Annotated in this window: 16 protein-coding genes; 10 read left to right on the forward strand and 6 right to left on the reverse strand. The window is 68.8% G+C overall.

The annotated features are described in order from the left end of the window. Positions 1 to 33: 33 nt before the first annotated feature. On the reverse strand, positions 34 to 1,494 hold the full coding sequence (locus tag STARVERO_RS03555) for an NAD-dependent succinate-semialdehyde dehydrogenase (protein WP_159597929.1): 1,461 nt from the start codon (positions 1,492 to 1,494) through the stop codon (positions 34 to 36). Between the two features lie 149 nt (positions 1,495 to 1,643). Between STARVERO_RS03555 and STARVERO_RS03560 the strand changes: the two genes are divergently transcribed. Continuing rightward, on the forward strand, positions 1,644 to 2,165 hold the full coding sequence (locus tag STARVERO_RS03560; protein ID WP_144343085.1) for an MgtC/SapB family protein: 522 nt from the start codon (positions 1,644 to 1,646) through the stop codon (positions 2,163 to 2,165). Between the two features lie 31 nt (positions 2,166 to 2,196). Here STARVERO_RS03560 and STARVERO_RS03565 read toward each other — a convergent pair whose 3' ends face one another. Together STARVERO_RS03565 and STARVERO_RS03570 are read right to left on the reverse strand one after the other, a co-directional pair. Next, positions 2,197 to 4,983 (reverse strand): DNA translocase FtsK, encoded by a 2,787-nt coding sequence (locus STARVERO_RS03565; protein ID WP_159597930.1) that lies wholly within the window; start codon positions 4,981 to 4,983, stop codon positions 2,197 to 2,199. 186 nt (positions 4,984 to 5,169) lie between these two features. Continuing rightward, positions 5,170 to 5,490, reverse strand: coding sequence for a GNAT family N-acetyltransferase (locus STARVERO_RS03570; RefSeq protein ID WP_144343083.1), 321 nt, complete (start codon positions 5,488 to 5,490; stop codon positions 5,170 to 5,172). Positions 5,491 to 5,656: 166 nt separating this feature from the next. Here STARVERO_RS03570 and STARVERO_RS03575 point away from each other — a divergent pair, with 166 nt between their 5' ends. Next, entirely contained in the window at positions 5,657 to 6,268 is a 612-nt protein-coding gene (locus tag STARVERO_RS03575) for a nitroreductase family protein (protein WP_159597931.1), read from the forward strand. Between the two features lie 127 nt (positions 6,269 to 6,395). On the opposite strand, the gene STARVERO_RS03580 is transcribed toward STARVERO_RS03575, so the two are convergent. The 3 genes from STARVERO_RS03580 to STARVERO_RS03590 form a co-directional block, all read right to left on the reverse strand. After that, positions 6,396 to 8,573, reverse strand: a complete 2,178-nt coding sequence (locus tag STARVERO_RS03580; protein ID WP_159597932.1) for a malate synthase G — start codon at positions 8,571 to 8,573, stop codon at positions 6,396 to 6,398. A 283-nt stretch (positions 8,574 to 8,856) separates the two neighbouring features. After that, positions 8,857 to 10,152 carry an isocitrate lyase gene (gene aceA, locus STARVERO_RS03585; RefSeq protein WP_159597933.1) on the reverse strand — a complete coding sequence of 432 codons (1,296 nt, stop codon included), beginning with the start codon at positions 10,150 to 10,152 and terminating at the stop codon, positions 8,857 to 8,859. A 149-nt stretch (positions 10,153 to 10,301) separates the two neighbouring features. Continuing rightward, the gene (locus tag STARVERO_RS03590) at positions 10,302 to 10,541 is read right to left on the reverse strand and encodes a hypothetical protein (RefSeq protein ID WP_159597934.1); all 240 of its coding nucleotides are present in this window, start codon (positions 10,539 to 10,541) and stop codon (positions 10,302 to 10,304) included. Between the two features lie 143 nt (positions 10,542 to 10,684). Here STARVERO_RS03590 and STARVERO_RS03595 point away from each other — a divergent pair, with 143 nt between their 5' ends. The 8 genes from STARVERO_RS03595 to STARVERO_RS03630 all read left to right on the forward strand — a co-directional run bounded on the left by STARVERO_RS03595 (position 10,685) and on the right by STARVERO_RS03630 (position 16,431). Then, the gene (locus tag STARVERO_RS03595; RefSeq protein ID WP_159597935.1) at positions 10,685 to 12,103 is read left to right on the forward strand and encodes a helix-turn-helix domain-containing protein; all 1,419 of its coding nucleotides are present in this window, start codon (positions 10,685 to 10,687) and stop codon (positions 12,101 to 12,103) included. Positions 12,104 to 12,275: 172 nt separating this feature from the next. After that, positions 12,276 to 13,145: a glutathione-dependent disulfide-bond oxidoreductase gene (gene yghU / locus STARVERO_RS03600; protein WP_159597936.1), complete on the forward strand. Its 870-nt coding sequence runs from the start codon at positions 12,276 to 12,278 to the stop codon at positions 13,143 to 13,145. A 165-nt stretch (positions 13,146 to 13,310) separates the two neighbouring features. Beyond that, positions 13,311 to 13,514 (forward strand): YgaP family membrane protein, encoded by a 204-nt coding sequence (locus STARVERO_RS03605; protein ID WP_159597937.1) that lies wholly within the window; start codon positions 13,311 to 13,313, stop codon positions 13,512 to 13,514. Between the two features lie 29 nt (positions 13,515 to 13,543). Continuing rightward, the gene (locus tag STARVERO_RS03610; RefSeq protein WP_159597938.1) at positions 13,544 to 14,425 is read left to right on the forward strand and encodes an MBL fold metallo-hydrolase; all 882 of its coding nucleotides are present in this window, start codon (positions 13,544 to 13,546) and stop codon (positions 14,423 to 14,425) included. 4 nt (positions 14,426 to 14,429) lie between these two features. Further along, complete coding sequence (locus STARVERO_RS03615; RefSeq protein WP_144343074.1) at positions 14,430 to 14,786, forward strand: ArsR/SmtB family transcription factor; 357 nt, start codon at positions 14,430 to 14,432, stop codon at positions 14,784 to 14,786. Then, positions 14,779 to 15,207 carry a YeeE/YedE family protein gene (locus STARVERO_RS03620; RefSeq protein WP_159597939.1) on the forward strand — a complete coding sequence of 143 codons (429 nt, stop codon included), beginning with the start codon at positions 14,779 to 14,781 and terminating at the stop codon, positions 15,205 to 15,207. The genes STARVERO_RS03615 and STARVERO_RS03620 overlap by 8 nt, the downstream gene beginning before the upstream one ends. 3 nt (positions 15,208 to 15,210) lie before the next feature. Then, entirely contained in the window at positions 15,211 to 15,627 is a 417-nt protein-coding gene (locus STARVERO_RS03625; protein ID WP_159597940.1) for a DUF6691 family protein, read from the forward strand. A 174-nt stretch (positions 15,628 to 15,801) separates the two neighbouring features. Continuing rightward, positions 15,802 to 16,431 (forward strand): GbsR/MarR family transcriptional regulator, encoded by a 630-nt coding sequence (locus STARVERO_RS03630; RefSeq protein ID WP_159597941.1) that lies wholly within the window; start codon positions 15,802 to 15,804, stop codon positions 16,429 to 16,431.

Genomic DNA, 16,431 nt, shown 5'->3' on the forward strand with positions numbered 1-16,431 from the left:
AGGGGAGTGGCCGCCTGCGAGGGCGGCCCCGTCTCACACACCCAGCTGGGTGACGAACTTGGTGTTCACATAGGCTTCCATGGCCTCGGTGCCCCCTTCCGAGCCGTAGCCGGAATCCTTGATGCCGCCGAAGGGCGTCTCCGGCAAAGCAAGGCCGTGGTGGTTGATCGAGACCATGCCGCTTTCCACCCGGCGGGCGAACTCGTCGGCGCGGGCGGAGGAGGTGGTGTAGGCATAGGCGGCGAGGCCGTAGGGCAGGCGGTTCGCCTCCTCGATCACAGCTTCAGTGGAGGAGAAGGGCATGATCGGGACGATCGGCCCGAAGGGCTCCTCGTTGAGGATGCGCGCGTCGGCCGGCAGGTCGGTCAGCACGGTGGGCTGGAAGAAATAGCCCTTGTTGCCGATGCGCGAGCCGCCAGCGCGCAGCGTGGCACCCTTGGAAACGGCGTCGGCGGTCAGCGCCTCCATCGCCTCGACGCGGCGCGGATTGGCCAGCGGGCCCATGCGCACGCCCTCGTCGAGGCCGTTGCCGACCTTGATCGCCTGCACCGCCTCGGTGAAGCCGTCGACGAAGCGGGCATAGATGTCCTCGTGCACGAGGAAGCGGGTCGGCGAGACGCAGACCTGCCCGGCATTGCGGAACTTGGCGCCGGAGAGCAGCTTCACCGCCACGTCGACGTCGGCGTCCTCGAACACTACCGCGGGGGCATGGCCGCCGAGTTCCATGGTGACGCGCTTCATGTGCGCACCGGCCAGCGCGGCGAGCTGCTTGCCCACCACGGTCGAGCCGGTGAAGGAGATCTTCTTCACGATCGGGTGCGGGATCAGGTAGCTGGAGATTTCCGCCGGCACGCCGAAGACGAGGTTGACGACGCCCTTGGGCAGGCCGGCATCCTCATAGGCCTTGATCAGCGCGGCGCAGCTCGCCGGGGTCTCCTCCGGTCCCTTCAGGATCACCGCGCAGCCGGCGGCGAGCGCGGCGGAAACCTTGCGAACGGCCTGGTTGATCGGGAAGTTCCAGGGCGTGAAGGCGGCGACCACGCCGACCGGCTCGCGGTGGACGATCTGCTGCACGCCGGCGGCGCGGGCGGGGATCAGCCGGCCATACTGGCGGCGGGCTTCCTCGGCGAACCAGTCGATGGTATCGGCGGCCGCCTGCGTCTCCATGCGCGCCTCGGGCAGCGGCTTGCCCTGCTCCATGGTCATGATCTGGGCGATGCTCTCGGCGCGCTCGCGCAGGAGCTCGGCGGCCTTGCGCATCAGCTTGTAGCGCTCGTGCGCGGCGGTGTGGCGCCACACGGCGAAGCCCTTCTCGGCCGCCGCCAGCGCCGCGTCGAGATCGGCCCGGCTGGCATTGGCGAGGGTGCCGATGGTCTCTTCCGTCGCCGGGTTGATGATCGGCTGGGTCGCCGGTGCACCGCCGTGGTTGCTGCCTCCGCGCCACTGGCCGTCGATGAAGAGCTGGACGTCGGGATAGGACACGGAGTGCTGCATGGCCGAACCTTTCAAGCTAGGATGCTGGGCATACCTAATCGCCCCGGCGCCGGACGGGAAGGGGTAAAGGTAGCCTGCCGTAGGGGAATTGGATCCAATTTCGCTTTTCAGCGAAAGTCCGTGCCCCGCGTTGAGTGAGCGGGGCTTTGATGTTCTTCGACGACGCCGATCTCGACAACCTGCTGCGCCTGCTGGCGGCGACCGTCATCGGCATGGTGATCGGCACCAACCGCGACCTGAAGGGCAAGGTCGTGGGCATGCGCACGCTCGGGCTGGTCTGCATGGGGGCGACGCTGGTGTCGCTCACCGCGATCCGCGTCGGCGAGGTCGCGCTGCATCCCGACGCGATGAGCCGCGTCGTGCAGGGGGTGCTTCAGGGCGTGCTGACCGGGGTCGGCTTCATCGGCGCCGGCGTGGTGCTGCGCAGCGACGCGGAGGGGATGCAGGGCCACCGGCTGACGACGGCGGCCACCGTCTGGGCGACCGCCGCGCTGGGCATCGCCTGCGCGCTGGCGAGCTGGCGCCTGATCGCGCTGGGGATGCTCATCACCATGGGGCTTCTGGTGGTGGTGAACCCCATCGAGCGCCTGGTGGAGCGCGTCGCGTCCCGCGCCGGCATCAGGGGCGACAGCGGGCGCCCGCCGGATGACGGGACGCCGGACCCCGGCTGACCGGAGGAACCGGCCAGCCTTCGGGGCGGTGTCAGCGCGAGTCCTTCAGGATCTCGCGCTTGCCGGCGTGGTTGGCGGGGCCGACGATGCCTTCGTTCTCCATCCGCTCCATCAGCGAGGCGGCGCGGTTGTAGCCGATCTGCAGGCGGCGCTGGATGTAGGAGGTCGAGGCCTTTTTGTCGCGCATGACCACCGCCACCGCCTGATCGTAGAGATCGCCGGCTTCCTCGCCCATCGCCGTGCGGTCGAACACCGCGCTTTCCTCGGCGACCGGCTCCTCGTCCTCTTCCGCCGTCACCTCGTCGAGATATTCCGGCCGCGCCTGCGCCTTCAGATGCTCGACCACGCGTTCGACCTCGCGGTCGGAGACGAAGGGGCCGTGCACGCGGGAGATGCGCCCGCCGCCGGCCATGTAGAGCATGTCGCCCTGGCCCAGCAGCTGCTCGGCGCCCATCTCGCCCAGAATCGTGCGTGAATCGATCTTCGACGTCACCTGGAAGGAGATGCGGGTCGGGAAGTTGGCCTTGATGGTGCCGGTGATGACGTCCACCGAGGGGCGCTGCGTCGCCATGATCAGGTGGATGCCGGCGGCGCGGGCCATCTGGGCGAGGCGCTGGATGGCGCCCTCGATGTCCTTGCCGGCGACCATCATCAGGTCGGCCATCTCGTCGACCACGATCACGATGTAGGGCAGGGGAGCGAGATCCATGATCTCCTCCTCCTCCAGCATCTCGCCGGTCTCCTTGTCGAAGCCCTTCTGCACTGTGCGGGTGATGATCTCGCCCTTGGCGGCGGCCTCCGCGACGCGGGCGTTGAAGCCGTCGATGTTGCGCACGCCGAGGCGGCTCATCTTGCGGTAGCGGTCTTCCATCTCCCGCACCGCCCATTTCAGGGCGACGATGGCCTTCTTCGGATCGGTGACGACCGGGGTGAGCAGATGCGGGATGCCCTCATAGACGGAGAGTTCCAGCATCTTCGGATCGATCATGATCAGCCGGCACTGTTCCGGGCGGTGCCGGTAGAGCAGGCTCAGGATCATCGTGTTGATGGCGACCGACTTGCCCGAGCCGGTGGTGCCGGCGACCAGCAGGTGCGGCATCTTGGCGAGGTCGACGATCACCGGCTCGCCGCCGATGGTCTTGCCAAGCCCGATGCCGAGCTTGGCCTTGGCCGCCTCGAATTCGTGGCTGGACAGCATCTCGCGCAGCCACACCGTCTCACGGCGCTGGTTGGGCAGCTCGATGCCGATGACGTTGCGGCCCTCCACCACGGCGACGCGAGCGGAGAGGGCGCTCATCGAGCGGGAGATGTCGGCGGAGAGGCCGATGACGCGGCTCGACTTGATGCCGGGCGCCGGCTCCAGCTCGTACAGCGTGACGACGGGGCCGGGATTGGCGTCGATGATCTCGCCGCGCACGCCGAAATCGTGCAGCACCTGCTGGAGCTTCACCGAATTGCGCTCGAGGAATTCCTCGGAGAGCTCGTAGTCCGGCTCGTTGGTCGGCGGTTCGGTCAGCAGGTCGAGCGGCGGCAGTTCGTAGTCGGCCGCCTCCGCGAACGCCGGCTGCGGGGCGGGGCGTGCCGGAACCACCGGAGCGGCGGGCCGCGGCGTGGCCATGGGCGCGACCGGAGCGCGGGCGGGCGACGGCTCGGCCGAAACCGGCGTGGCCACGACCGGTGCGGACACAACCGGAGCAGCCACGACCGGCGCGGTCGCGACGGGAGCGGCCGGGACAGGCGCCGCCGGCACCATGCCGAACATCGGCCAGGAGAAGGAGACGTCGGACGGCGTGACGCTGTAGCCGCCGAAGCTCGTCGGCCCGGCTTCCGGCGCGGCGGCCTCCGGCATGGCGCTCGCCGTGTCGGGGATCTCCTCGACAAGAAGCGGCTCGTCGGCGTCGTTCGCGGCGTCCATGCGGAACGTCTCGTCCTCGAACGCATCGTCCTCATAGGCCGCCGGGTCGAACGCCTCGTCTTCGTAGCGGCTGTCCTCGTAGCCTGCGTCCTCGTCGCCGTACCCGTAGCGCTCGTCCGCATAGGCATCGGCCGCAACGGCCTCGTCCTCGTCGAGGCCGGCATCGGCGGCGACATGCTCCGGGGGCCTATCCTGCGGCACCATATCCTGCGGCGCGGGGGTGACGGGCGGCGTGTCCCAGCCGAGCTGGATCATGCCGGCGATCTGCCGGATCGAACTCGGCGCCTCGGTCGGCAGGGGGGTGATGGGCAGTGCCTGGAGGGACATCGGCTGGACGGGCATCGGCTGGGCGGCGAAAACCGGCGCTTCCGGCGCGACTTCGGCCACCTGCGGAGCGGCCTCGGGCATGGCCGGCGGAACCGCGTCCGGCGTCGGCTGGTCGGCCAGCGCGCGGCGGGCATGGGCGGCGATCAGCGCCTTCGGCACGGCGCCCAGCGGCGGCTTGCGCGGCGGCACGCGCAGCACCGGGGTCTGCGAGGGGCGGGGCGGGAGAACCGCCGCGGCCGTCGCCGGCGGTTCCGGCAGGGCCGGCGCGGGCTCGGGTGCCGGCGGCTGGCGCAGCAGATAGTCCGGCGTGCGGGTGAAGCGGGTGTTCGGCGGCATGGTGAAGGGTTGCAGCCAGCTCGGCACCACCTCGCGCGGGGCGCTCGCCGGGGCCGGCTTCATGCCCCGCGGCATGCCCTTCGGCGCGGCATGCGGCGCCTTCTCGGCCTGCGTCACCCTGGGGGCGTACGTCACCTGCGGGTTGGCCCGAGAGAACACATGGGTCGGGCGCGCCGGGGCGCCCGTGTTCTCGGAAGCCTTATCCGCCTTCGGATCGGAGGGATGCGCCGGGTTACGCATGGGACGCTGGAACCTTTACCGCTTCTGCCGTTGGGCCTCGCGCCGGGAGGCGCGCAGGGCGCCGTCTCGGCCGTGCTCCATGGTTAGGAGCACAGCGTTAACGAACGGTATGGAGCAGCGGTTTTTCCCCCGGCGAAGACCCTCCGTTCCGGCTGGCGGCGCAGACCGGCGGTTCAGACCCGTGGCTCAGACCGGCAGGCCGAGCGTGGCGCGGATCTCCGGCGCCATCAGGTCATGCGTCTCGGGATGCTTCATCATGTAGCGGCCGAACACCGAGCAGCGCGGAACCACCGACAGGCCACGCTGGCGGGCGCTGGCAAGCCCGGCCTCGACCAGCCGCGTCGCAAGGCCGCGCCCGCCGAGTTCCGCCGGCACCTCGGTATGGGTGAAGATGATGTGGTCCGGCGCGAGAATGTACTGCGCGATCGCCAGATGGCCCTCCAGGTCGATTTCGAAGCGGTCGGCGGCGCGGTTGTCGCGCACCGGAATGTCGCCGTTCATGCTCATGCTCTGCTCCTTGGGGCGCCCCTTATGGGTCTGTCGCAGCGTTCGGACGCCATGGGATATTGTCGACCAAAATGCGTGCCGCGTCGCCCCCCGATTGATCGTGCGGGATGAATTTCTCGACCGGGTCCGATATAGCGCGGCCGACCTCATCGGGAAGGCTTCGCTCATGTCCTCACCCACCCGTCGTCCGCCGCAGCCGGAATGGCTGGCCGCGCTGGAGCGCCGCCGCTCCGTCTCCGCCGCCGGTCTCCACGCCCCCGGGCCGGACCCGGAGGAGACGCGCCGGCTGCTCGCCATCGCCGCCCGCGTGCCCGATCACGCCATGCTGGTGCCCTGGCGCTTCATTCTCATCGAGGGCGCTGCGCGCGGCGAGGTCGGCGCCCTGCTGGCGGAAGCCTATCGCGCCCGCAACCCGCAGATGCCGCCGGAGAAGCGCGAGAAATTCGCCGGCATCATGGCGCGCCTCTTCCCCGCGCCGCTGGCGGTGATCGTGGTCAGTCGCCCGGTCGGCGGCACGATGATTCCCGATTTCGAGCAGGAGCTGTCCGCCGGCGCAGTGTGCATGAACCTGCTTACCGGCGCGCGGGCGCTGGGCTTCGACGCCATCTGGGTGACGGGCTGGGCGGCCAGCGATGCGGAGGCGCGTCGCATCCTCGGCCTCGGAGAGGGCGAGCGCGTCGCCGGCATCCTGCATGTCGGCACGGCGGCGGAAACGCCGGCGGACCGTCCGCGCCCGGATGTCGAGGCGCTCACCACACGCTGGGCGCCGCCGGAATGACGCGGCGCCTGTAAAGGCCGTCTGTAAAGCGCGCCTGCAAAGGCGGGCGCCCTGAATCGGAAAGGCCGTGCCGGTTTCCCGGCACGGCCTTCGCTTTTTGGCGTTTCCTCGAAGGGGTAAGCCGCGCTCAGGCGGCGGCTGCCTGCGCCTGCTTGGCCTCGCGGCGGCGGCGGGTCAGCACGAACTCGGTGTAGCCGTTCGGCTGCGTGCGGCCCTCGAAGATGAGGTCGCGCGCGGCGCGGAAGGCGACGCCGTCATAGGCCGGGGCCATCGGCGTGTAGTCGGGGTCGCCGGCATTCTGCCCGTCGACCACCTTGGCCATGCGGCGCAGCGTCTCCTCGACCTGCTCCGGGGTAACGACGCCGTGCAGCAGCCAGTTGGCGACGTGCTGGGAGGAGATGCGCAGCGTGGCGCGGTCTTCCATCAGCCCGACATCGTGGATGTCCGGCACCTTGGAGCAGCCGACGCCCTGGTCGATCCAGCGCACGACATAGCCGAGGATGCCCTGGATGTTGTTGTCCAGTTCCTCCTGCACGGCGGCCGGCTCCCAGTTGCCGCGGTCGACCGCCGGAATGGTCAGCAGGTCGCGCTTGGAGGCGCGCGCCCGCGAGCGCAGCTCGGCCTGGCGCTTGAACACGTCGACCTTGTGATAGTGCAGAGCGTGCAGCGTGGCGGCGGTCGGCGAGGGCACCCAGGCGGTGTTGGCGCCGGCGAGCGGATGGGCGATCTTCTGCACCAGCATGTCGGCCATGCGGTCCGGCATCGCCCACATGCCCTTGCCGATCTGGCCGTGGCCGTCGAGATGGGCTTCGAGGCCCGCGTCGACGTTGTTGTCCTCATAGGCCTTGATCCAGGCCTGCGCCTTCATCTCGTTCTTGCGCACCATCGGGCCCGCCTCGATCGAGGTGTGGATCTCGTCGCCGGTGCGGTCGAGGAAGCCGGTATTGATGAAGACGACGCGCTCGCGGGCGGCGCGGATGGAGGCGGAGAGGTTGGCGCTGGTGCGGCGCTCCTCGTCCATGATGCCGATCTTCAGCGTGTTGGCCTCGAGGCCGAGCAGCTTCTCGACGCGGGCGAACAGCTCGACGGCGAGGGCGACCTCCTCCGGGCCGTGCATCTTCGGCTTCACGATGTAGACCGAGCCGGCGCGGCTGTTGCGCAGCTTGCCGGTGCCCTTGAGGTCGTGCAGCGCAATCAGCGTGGTGACGGCGGCGTCGAGGATGCTCTCGGGAATCTCGTTGCCCTGCGCGTCCAGCACGGCGTCGGTCAGCATGTGCTGGCCGACATTGCGCACCAGCATCAGGCTGCGCCCGTGCAGGGTCAGCCCGCTGCCGTCCGGCGCGGTGTAGTGGCGGTCGTCGGCGAGGCTGCGCTCCACCGTCTCGCGGCCCTTGGCGAAGGTGGCGCTGAGCGTGCCCTTCATCAGGCCGAGCCAGTTACGGTAGACGAGTACCTTGTCTTCGGCGTCGACGGCCGCGACGCTGTCCTCGCAGTCGACGATGGTGGTGACGGCGGCCTCGATCACGATGTCCGCGATGCCGGCCGGGTCGGTCTTGCCGATGCGGTGGGTGCGGTCGATTACGATGTCGATGTGCAGGCCGTGATTGACCAGCAGCACCGAGGAGGGCGCTTCCGCCGCGCCGTCGAAGCCGGCGAACTGCGCGGGGTCCTTGAGACCGGTGACGGCGCCCGAGGCCAGCGTGGCTTCGAGCTTGCCGCCGCTCACGCGATAGGCGGTCGCGTCGGCGTGGCTGCCGGTGGCGAGCGGCACGCTCTCGTCGAGGAAGGTGCGGGCACGCTCGATCACGCGCTGGGCGCGGACGGCGTTGAAGCCGTTGGAACGGCTGGCGCCGTTGTCCTCGGGCAGCGCGTCGGTGCCGTAGAGCGCGTCGTAGAGGCTGCCCCAGCGGGCGTTGGCGGCGTTGAGCGCGTAGCGGGCATTGGTCACCGGCACGACGAGCTGCGGTCCGGGAATGCGGGCCAACTCCTCGTCGACCTTGGCGGTGACGACCTCGAAGGGCTCGGGCTCGGGCAGCAGGTAGCCGATCTCGGCGAGGAAGACCTCGTAGGCGGCGGGGTCGACCGGCTTGTTCCTGTGCGCGCGGTGCCAGGCGTCGATCTGCGCCTGCAGCTCGTCGCGGCGCTGCAGCAGTTCCTTGTTGCGCGGGGCGAGGTCACGCACGATGCCGGCGAAGCTCTCCCAGAAGGCGGCTACCTCCACCCCGGTTCCGGGGATCGCTTCATCGTTGATGAAGTCGACAAGGGTGGAATTCACCTTCAGGCCGGCGACGTCGGTATAGCTCATGACGGGTTCCTTCGGTCGAATGGAAGGCAGGCGTCGCCTTGCGGCGACACCTCTTCGATTGTGCTATGCAATGTGGACGGGTGCGGCGCAATATCGCACATAGTCGGAGAGGCGCGCCCCGCAAGGGGGCGCCCTCTTCACTTCGGCGGCTCGCGCGGTGTTGAAGCCGCGCAAGCCGATGAAGGTGTCATCCCGGGCCGCCCGGCCTTTGCCGGACCGCGAAGCGGACCTTCCCCAGGCCCGCTCCGGGCTCGCCGTGCTCACGTCCCGGGATGACGAGCTCTCAGAACTGCGCCGTCTCGGTGGATTCCTTCATCGCCGTGGTCGAGGAGGCACCCTCGCTGAGCACGGTGGCGATGGCGTCGAAGTAGCTGGTGCCGACCTCGCGCTGGTGGCGCATGGCGGAGAAGCCCTTCGCCTCGGCCGCGAACTCCGCCTGCTGCAGCTCGGAATAGGCGGCCATGCCGTCCTCGCGGTAGCGCCGCGCCAGCTCGAAGGTGGTGAAGCACTGGTTGTGGAAGCCGGCCAGCGTGATGAACTGGTAGCGGTAGCCCATCGCCCCCAGCTCGCGCTGGAAGATCTTCATCTGCGCCTTGTCCATGTGCTTGGCCCAGTTGAAGGAGGGCGAGCAGTTATAGGCGAGCATCTTGCCCGGATGGACCTTGTGCACGCCCTCGGCGAAGCGCCGCGCGTCCTCCAGGCTCGGGGTCGAGGTCTCGCACCACAGCAGGTCGGCATAGGGCGCGTAGGCGACGGCGCGGGCGATGCCGGCCTCGAAGCCGCCATTGTAGCGGTAGAAGCCTTCCGGCGTGCGCTCGCCGGTGATGAAGGGCCGGTCCAGCTCGTCGATGTCGGAGGTGATGAGCCGGGCGGATTCCGCGTCCGTGCGCGCCATCAGGACGGTCGGCACGCCGAGCACGTCGGCGGCGAGACGCGCGGCGTTGAGCGTGCGGATGAACTGGCGGGTGGGCACCAGCACCTTGCCGCCGAGATGGCCGCACTTCTTCTCCGAGGCGAGCTGGTCCTCGAAATGGACCGCGGCCGCGCCGGCCTCGATCAGCGCCTTGGTCAGCTCATAGGCGTTGAGCTGGCCGCCGAAGCCGGCCTCGGCGTCGGCGATGATCGGCACGAAGAAGTCGTATTCCGGCCCCTTGGCGCCGTCGGCCTTCTCCATGGTCTGGATCTGGTCGGCGCGGGCCAGCGCCTTGTTGATGCGCCGGACCACCGCCGGGACGCTGTCGACCGGGTAGAGGCTCTGGTCGGGGTACATGTCGCCCGACGAGTTGGCGTCGGCCGCGACCTGCCAGCCGGAGAGGTAGATCGCCTCCAGCCCCGCCTTCACCTGCTGCACCGCCTGGATGCCGGTGTAGGTGCCGAGCGTCGGCACGTAGTCCTGGCTCTGCAGCAGTTCCCACAGGCGGCGGGCGCCGTTCTGCGCCAGCGTCTGCTCGATGCGCAGCGAGCCGGCGAGACGGGCGACCTCAGCGGGCCCGTAGGTGCGGCGGATGCCGTTCCAGCGCTCCGGCGCCCAGTGCGGGGCGGGGAAGCTGTCGGGCGTGGTGCGAAGCGTGTCCAGCATGGTTCTTCTCGGCTGATGTGTCGGAAAGGGGTGAGGAAGGCGCGGGCGCCGTGGAGGGGTCGGCACCCGCGCGGGCCGGTCCGCGGGTCGGGGCGCGTCGTGCGTCCTCAAGGCGGATCGGCCGGAAGCGCGGCCTGGCAGCCATCCCGCTAGCGGGCCCGGCGGGTATAGGTGGCGGCCACGAGCTGGCGGCCGTCGAGGAGCGACAGCAGGTCCTGCCCGGTGGGCAGGGCGAAGCGGTGGCGGCCGATGCGGTGGACCACGGTGTAGTCCTGCTCGGCGAGGCCCTGTTCGCGAAACGCCCGGCTGATCTCCTCGGCGGTGCCGCCGACGATGGTGACGAATTCCTCGCTGCCGTCGGGCTGGCCGTCATGCTGATTGCGTGTCATCTCCGTTCCTCCGTTCGAGGTGTGATGTAAAGATTTAACACTCGACACGGAAAGGCAATAATTATAATGATTTGAGCGTGTTAAGCTGATAAGACTTGTAAAGTTTACACGCGTGTTTTGTAAATCGAGCAAAGGAGGCGGCCATGCTCGCCACCGAACCGCGCATCGGCAGCCGGGTGCAGAGGCTGCGCCGCACCAAGCGTATCTCGCAGGCGGACCTCGCGACCGCGCTCGGCATTTCCGCGAGCTATCTCAACCTCATCGAGCACAATCGCCGGCGCATCACCGTGCCGCTGCTGATGAAGATCTCCGGCTATTTCGGCATCGAGCCGGGCGAGCTGGTGGAGAATGACGAGCCCCGCCTCGTCGGCGACCTGATGGAGCTTTTCAGCGACGAGCTCTTCGCCGAGCACGCGCTGACCAACCAGGACATCCGCGATCTCGCCGCCTCCAACCCGACGGTGGGCCGCGCGGTGGTGCGCCTGTTCGACCAGTTCAAGACGCTGCGCGAGGCGCACCGCACCGGCGCCACCGGCGCGCTGGACGACGATGCCGGCTCGCATCCGGCCACCGATGCCGTCTCCGACTTCATCCAGGAGAACGCCAATTATTTCCCGACGCTGGAGGCCGCCGCCGAGCGCATCCGCCGCGACATCGACTTCGCTTCGGATTCCTTCGAATACGGGCTGAAGACCTATCTCTCCAACGTGTTCGGGCTGAACTGGCGCTCCGCCTCGCTGCCCGCCGGCATCGCCCGGCGCTACGACGCGGGCGCGCATGAGCTGATCACCGCCGAGGTGCTGCCGCCGGAATCGGCGCTGTTCGCCGTCGCCCACCAGCTCGGCCTGCTCGCCGCCTCCCGGCAGATCGATGAGCTGATCGAGGCCGGCAACCTCTCCGCCGACGCGCCGGTGGTCACGCGCAACGCGCTGGCGAGCTATTTCGCCGCCGCGCTCATCATGCCCTACGAGCCGTTCCTGAAGGCGTGCCAGGAGACGCGCTACGACATCGAGCGCATCCAGCGCCGCTTCCGCACCAGCTTCGAGCAGATCTGCCACCGCATGACCACGCTGCAGCGGCCGGGCATGAGCGGCATCCCGCTGCATCTCGTGCGCACCGACATCGCCGGCAACATCTCCAAGCGCTTCTCGCTGTCGGGCATCCACATCTCCCGCCATTCCGGCGCCTGCCCGCGCTGGAACGTCTACGCCGCCTTCTTCCATCCCGAGCGGATCAACGTGCAGGTCAGCCAGATGCCGGAGGGGCAGCGCTATTTCTGCATTGCCAAGTCGATCACCAAGGGCGGCTACCGGCACAACGCGCTGCGCCGGCACCTGTCCATCGGGCTCGGCTGTCACATCAGCCATGCCCAGCAGATGGTCTATTCCGACGGCATCAACCTCAACGATCCCTCGCAGACCGTGCCGATCGGCGTGGGCTGCCGCATCTGCCCGCGGCTCGACTGCGAGCAGCGCGCCCAGCCGCCCATCGACCATCGCTTCACCCTGAACGAGACCGACATGTCCGAGAGCTTCTACGCCCCGGCGCGCCGGGCGGTGTGAGCGCGGGCGCCTCGTTTCCCGCTACCCGCCTCGTGCGTGGGTCATGCGCGCCGAGGGTGTCTGGACGATCCCGCCGGCCGGCTTACATGTCAGCCGACCGGTATCGCACGCCGGGGCGCCCGCGCGCCCCGCGACGGGCGGTGCCATGGATCCATCAGGACGGGAGTTGCGCATGAGCGCGTCCGAATACACGCCGCCGAAGGTCTGGACCTGGGACAAGCCCAGCGGCGGCGCCTTCGCCAACATCAACCGGCCGATCGCCGGGGCCACGCATGAGAAGGAGCTCCCCGTCGGGCGTCATCCGCTCCAGCTCTATTCGCTGGCGACGCCCAACGGGCAGAAGGTCACGATCCTTCTGGAGGAACTGCTCGCCGCCGGGCACGCCGGCGCGGAATACGATGCCTGGCTGATCCGCATCGGCGAGGGCGACCAATTCGGCAGCGGCTTCGTCGCGGTCAATCCGAACTCCAAGATCCCGGCGCTGCTCGACCGTTCGGGCGACACGCCCGTCCGCGTCTTCGAATCCGGCGCGATCCTGCTTCATCTCGCCGAGAAGTTCGGCGCCTTCCTGCCCGCCGATCCGGCCCGGCGCGCCGAGTGCCTGTCCTGGCTGTTCTGGCAGATGGGTAGCGCGCCATATGTCGGCGGCGGCTTCGGCCACTTCTATGCCTATGCGCCGGTGAAGATCCAGTACGCCATCGACCGCTTCACCATGGAGACCAAGCGCCTGCTGGACGTGCTCGACCGACGTCTGGCGGAGAGCGAGTATCTCGCCGGCCCGGAGTACAGCATCGCCGACATCGCCTCCTTCCCCTGGTATGGCGCGCTGGTGAAGGGCTGGGCCTACAACGCCGCCGAGTTCATCTCCGCGCAGGACTACAAGAACGTCCTGCGCTGGGCGGACGCGATCGCCGCCCGGCCGGCGGTGCAGCGCGGGCGCATCGTCAACCGCACCTGGGGCGAGCCCTCCGAGCAGTTGCACGAGCGTCACGACGCCAGCGACTTCGAGACCCGCACGCAGGACAAGCTGGCGGCGCAGTAGCGCCGCGCTTCGACGAGCCGGGCGGCCTTGCGGGGCCGCCCGGTTTCCGCCTTAAGGGAAAATACCTGCGCAAAAATACTTGCGTTTTTATGATTGCAATTTTCTGCAATTGAATTACCTCAAGAGACGGCAGGAACGGACCTGCCTGCTCAGGGGACGGACATCATGACCCGCAATCTCGGAAGCCTCGACCGCACGCTGCGCATCCTCGTCGGGCTGGTTCTGCTGTCGCTGCTCTTCGTGCTCGACGGCGGCGCGCGCTGGTTCGGTCTGGTCGGCCTCGTGCCGCTGCTCACCGGCCTCGTCGGCAACTGCCCGCTCTATTCCGTGTTCGGCTTCTCGTCCTGCCCGCTGAGCGGGCGCAAATGAGGCGCGGGTGACGACGCGAGGAGCGAGCCATGACCCAGAAGCCTGAAGTGACAGGGTTTTTCGACCCCCGCACATGGTCGATCCAGTATGTCGTCGCCGATCCTTCGACGAAGCGCTGCGCCATCGTCGATCCCGTGCACGATTTCGACGAGAAGTCCGGCCAGACCGCCACCCTCAACGCCGACCGCATCCTCGACTTCGTGCGGGAGCGCGGCTACGCGGTGGAGTGGATCCTCGATACCCACCCGCACGCCGACCATTTCTCCGCCGCCCGCTATCTCAGGCAGAAAACCGGCGCCCCGACCGCCATCGGCGAGCGGGTGAAGGACGTGCAGACGCTCTGGAAAGGCTATTACAACTGGCCCGACTTTCCCGCCGACGGCTCGCAATGGGATCGCCTCTTCGCCGACGGCGACACCTTCAAGGTGGGCGGCATCGACGCGAGGGTGATGTTCTCGCCGGGCCACACGCTGGCCTCCGTCACCTATGTGATCGGCGACGCGGCCTTCGTCCATGACACGCTGTTCATGCCGGACAGCGGCACGGCGCGGGCGGATTTTCCCGGCGGCAGCGCCAGCGTGCTGTGGACGTCGATCCAGGACATTCTGGCGCTTCCCGACGAGACTCGTATCTTCACCGGCCATGACTACCAGCCGGGCGGGCGCCGGCCGTTGTGGGAATCCACCGTCGCCGACCAGAAGGCGACGAACATCCACATGGCGCGGTGCAGGACGCAGGCGGACTTCGTCGCGATCCGCGAGGCGCGCGACCGGAGCCTGCCCATGCCCAAGCTGATCCTGCAATCCCTGCAGATCAACACCAACGGAGGACGGCTGCCGGAGCCGGAATCGAACGGGGTCCGCTATCTCAAGATCCCGCTCGACGTGCTCAGGGGAGCCGCCTGGGACTGACACGATGATCGAGACGCTCTCCAGCGAGGTTGCCGGAATGAAGGCCCGGGTCGACGAGGCCTCGGCCTTCCTCAAGAAGCTGTCGAACCCCGACCGGCTGCTGGTCGCCTGCGCGCTGGTCGACGGCGAGCGCTCGGTGCGCGAGCTGGAGGATTTGCTCGGCATCCGCCAGCCCGGCCTGTCGCAGCAGCTCGCCGCGCTGCGCGAGGCGGGGCTGATCGTCGGACGCAAGGAGGGCAAGCAGGTCTTCTATCGCCTCGCCGACCCGCGGGTGGAGACCTTCATCATCACCATGCACCGGCTGTTCTGCGCGCCTTCGGGCGGCGAAGCGGCCGGGCAGGGGCAGGAAAATCATGACTGAGTTCACCCCCGTCGCCTCCCTCATCGGCGGCATGCTGATCGGCCTCAGCGCCGTGCTGATGATGCTGCTGGAAGGGCGCATCGCCGGCATCAGCGGCATCGCCAGCCGGGCGCTGCCGCCCTGGCGCGACAATGCCGTCGCCGGCCGGCTGGCCTTCATCGCCGGCCTCGTCGTCGCGCCGTTCCTGGTCGCCGCCGTCACCGGGGCGCCGGTGGTCCAGACGGTTTCCTCCAATACCCTGTTGATGCTCGCCGCCGGCCTGCTGGTCGGCTTCGGCTCGGTGTGGGGCGGGGGCTGCACCTCGGGCCATGGCGTGTGCGGCCTGTCGCGCCTGTCGCGCCGCTCCTTCGTCGCCACCGCCATCTTCATGGTGGCCGGCTTCCTCACCGTCTTCGTCGTCCGCCACCTGATCGGAGGCTGAGCCATGTCGATCCTGGTCAATCTCGGCCTCGGCCTGCTGTTCGGCGTCGGGCTCATCGTCTCCGGCATGGGCAACCCCGCCAAGGTGCTGAACTTCCTCGACCTGTTCGGCACCTTCGATCCCTCGCTCGCCTTCGTCATGGGCGGGGCGGTGGTCGTCGCCTTCATCGGCTACCGGCTGGTGCTGGCGCGGCCGGCGCCGCTGCTGGCGGAGCGCTTCCAGGTGCCGACGCGCACCGACATCGACGTGCGCCTCATCCTCGGGCCGGCGCTGTTCGGCATCGGCTGGGGACTCGGCGGATTCTGCCCCGGCCCGGCCTTCACCGCCCTCGGCCTCGGCGCGCCGGGCACGCTGGTCTTCGTGCCGGCCATGCTCGCGGGCATGTGGGCGGCGCGGGCGCTCGCCGAACGCCGCGCCTGACGCCGGGCGGGAACGCTCTTCCCGCATCACACCCGTGCGATCCGGACAGATCGGCGTTTCCCCTGTCGCAGGATTGGAATAAATCGCGGCTATTAATTTCAGAAATTTCTGAAATTATCGTAGACGACGAATTTCGAGGCGCCTCCCGCCTCCGCCAGCCAGGACCCCGCCGCCGTGAACCTGCCGCCCCTCATCCAGTCCTTCGTGCTGCATTTCGGCGAGATGGGCAGCCGCTGGGGCATCAACCGCACGGTCGGGCAGATCTACGCGCTGCTCTATGTCTCGCCCGAGCCGCTTTGCGCCGACGAGATCGTCGAGGCGCTCGGCATCTCGCGCTCCAACGTCTCGATGAGCCTGCGCGAATTGCAGGCGTGGAACCTCGTCCTGCTGCGCCATCTGCCCGACGACCGGCGCGACTTCTTCACCACGCCCGATGATGTCTGGCAGATCCTGCGCACCCTCGCCGAGGAGCGCAAGAAGCGCGAGGTCGACCCCACCCTCTCGGTGCTGCGCGAGATCCTCATGCAGCAGCCCGGCAGCGAGAAGGAGCGATACGCCCAGCAGCGCATGGCGCAGATGCACGGCCTCATCGAGCAGCTCACAAACTGGTACGACGACGTGAAGCGGCTGGAGACCGAGCGCCTCGCCAACCTGCTGAGCCTGGGCTCGAAGATCAGCCGCCTGCTGGAGACCAAGGACCGGATCGTCTCGCTCGGCCGCCGGTCCAAGGCGAAGGCCAGTGGGGCCCAGCCGGCCGATATTCCGCCCGGCGACGGCGAACCGGATGGCGGAGCGACGCGGTGA

It is taken from the genome of Starkeya nomas, assembly GCF_902703545.1.
GTDB lineage: Bacteria > Pseudomonadota > Alphaproteobacteria > Rhizobiales > Xanthobacteraceae > Ancylobacter > Ancylobacter moscoviensis.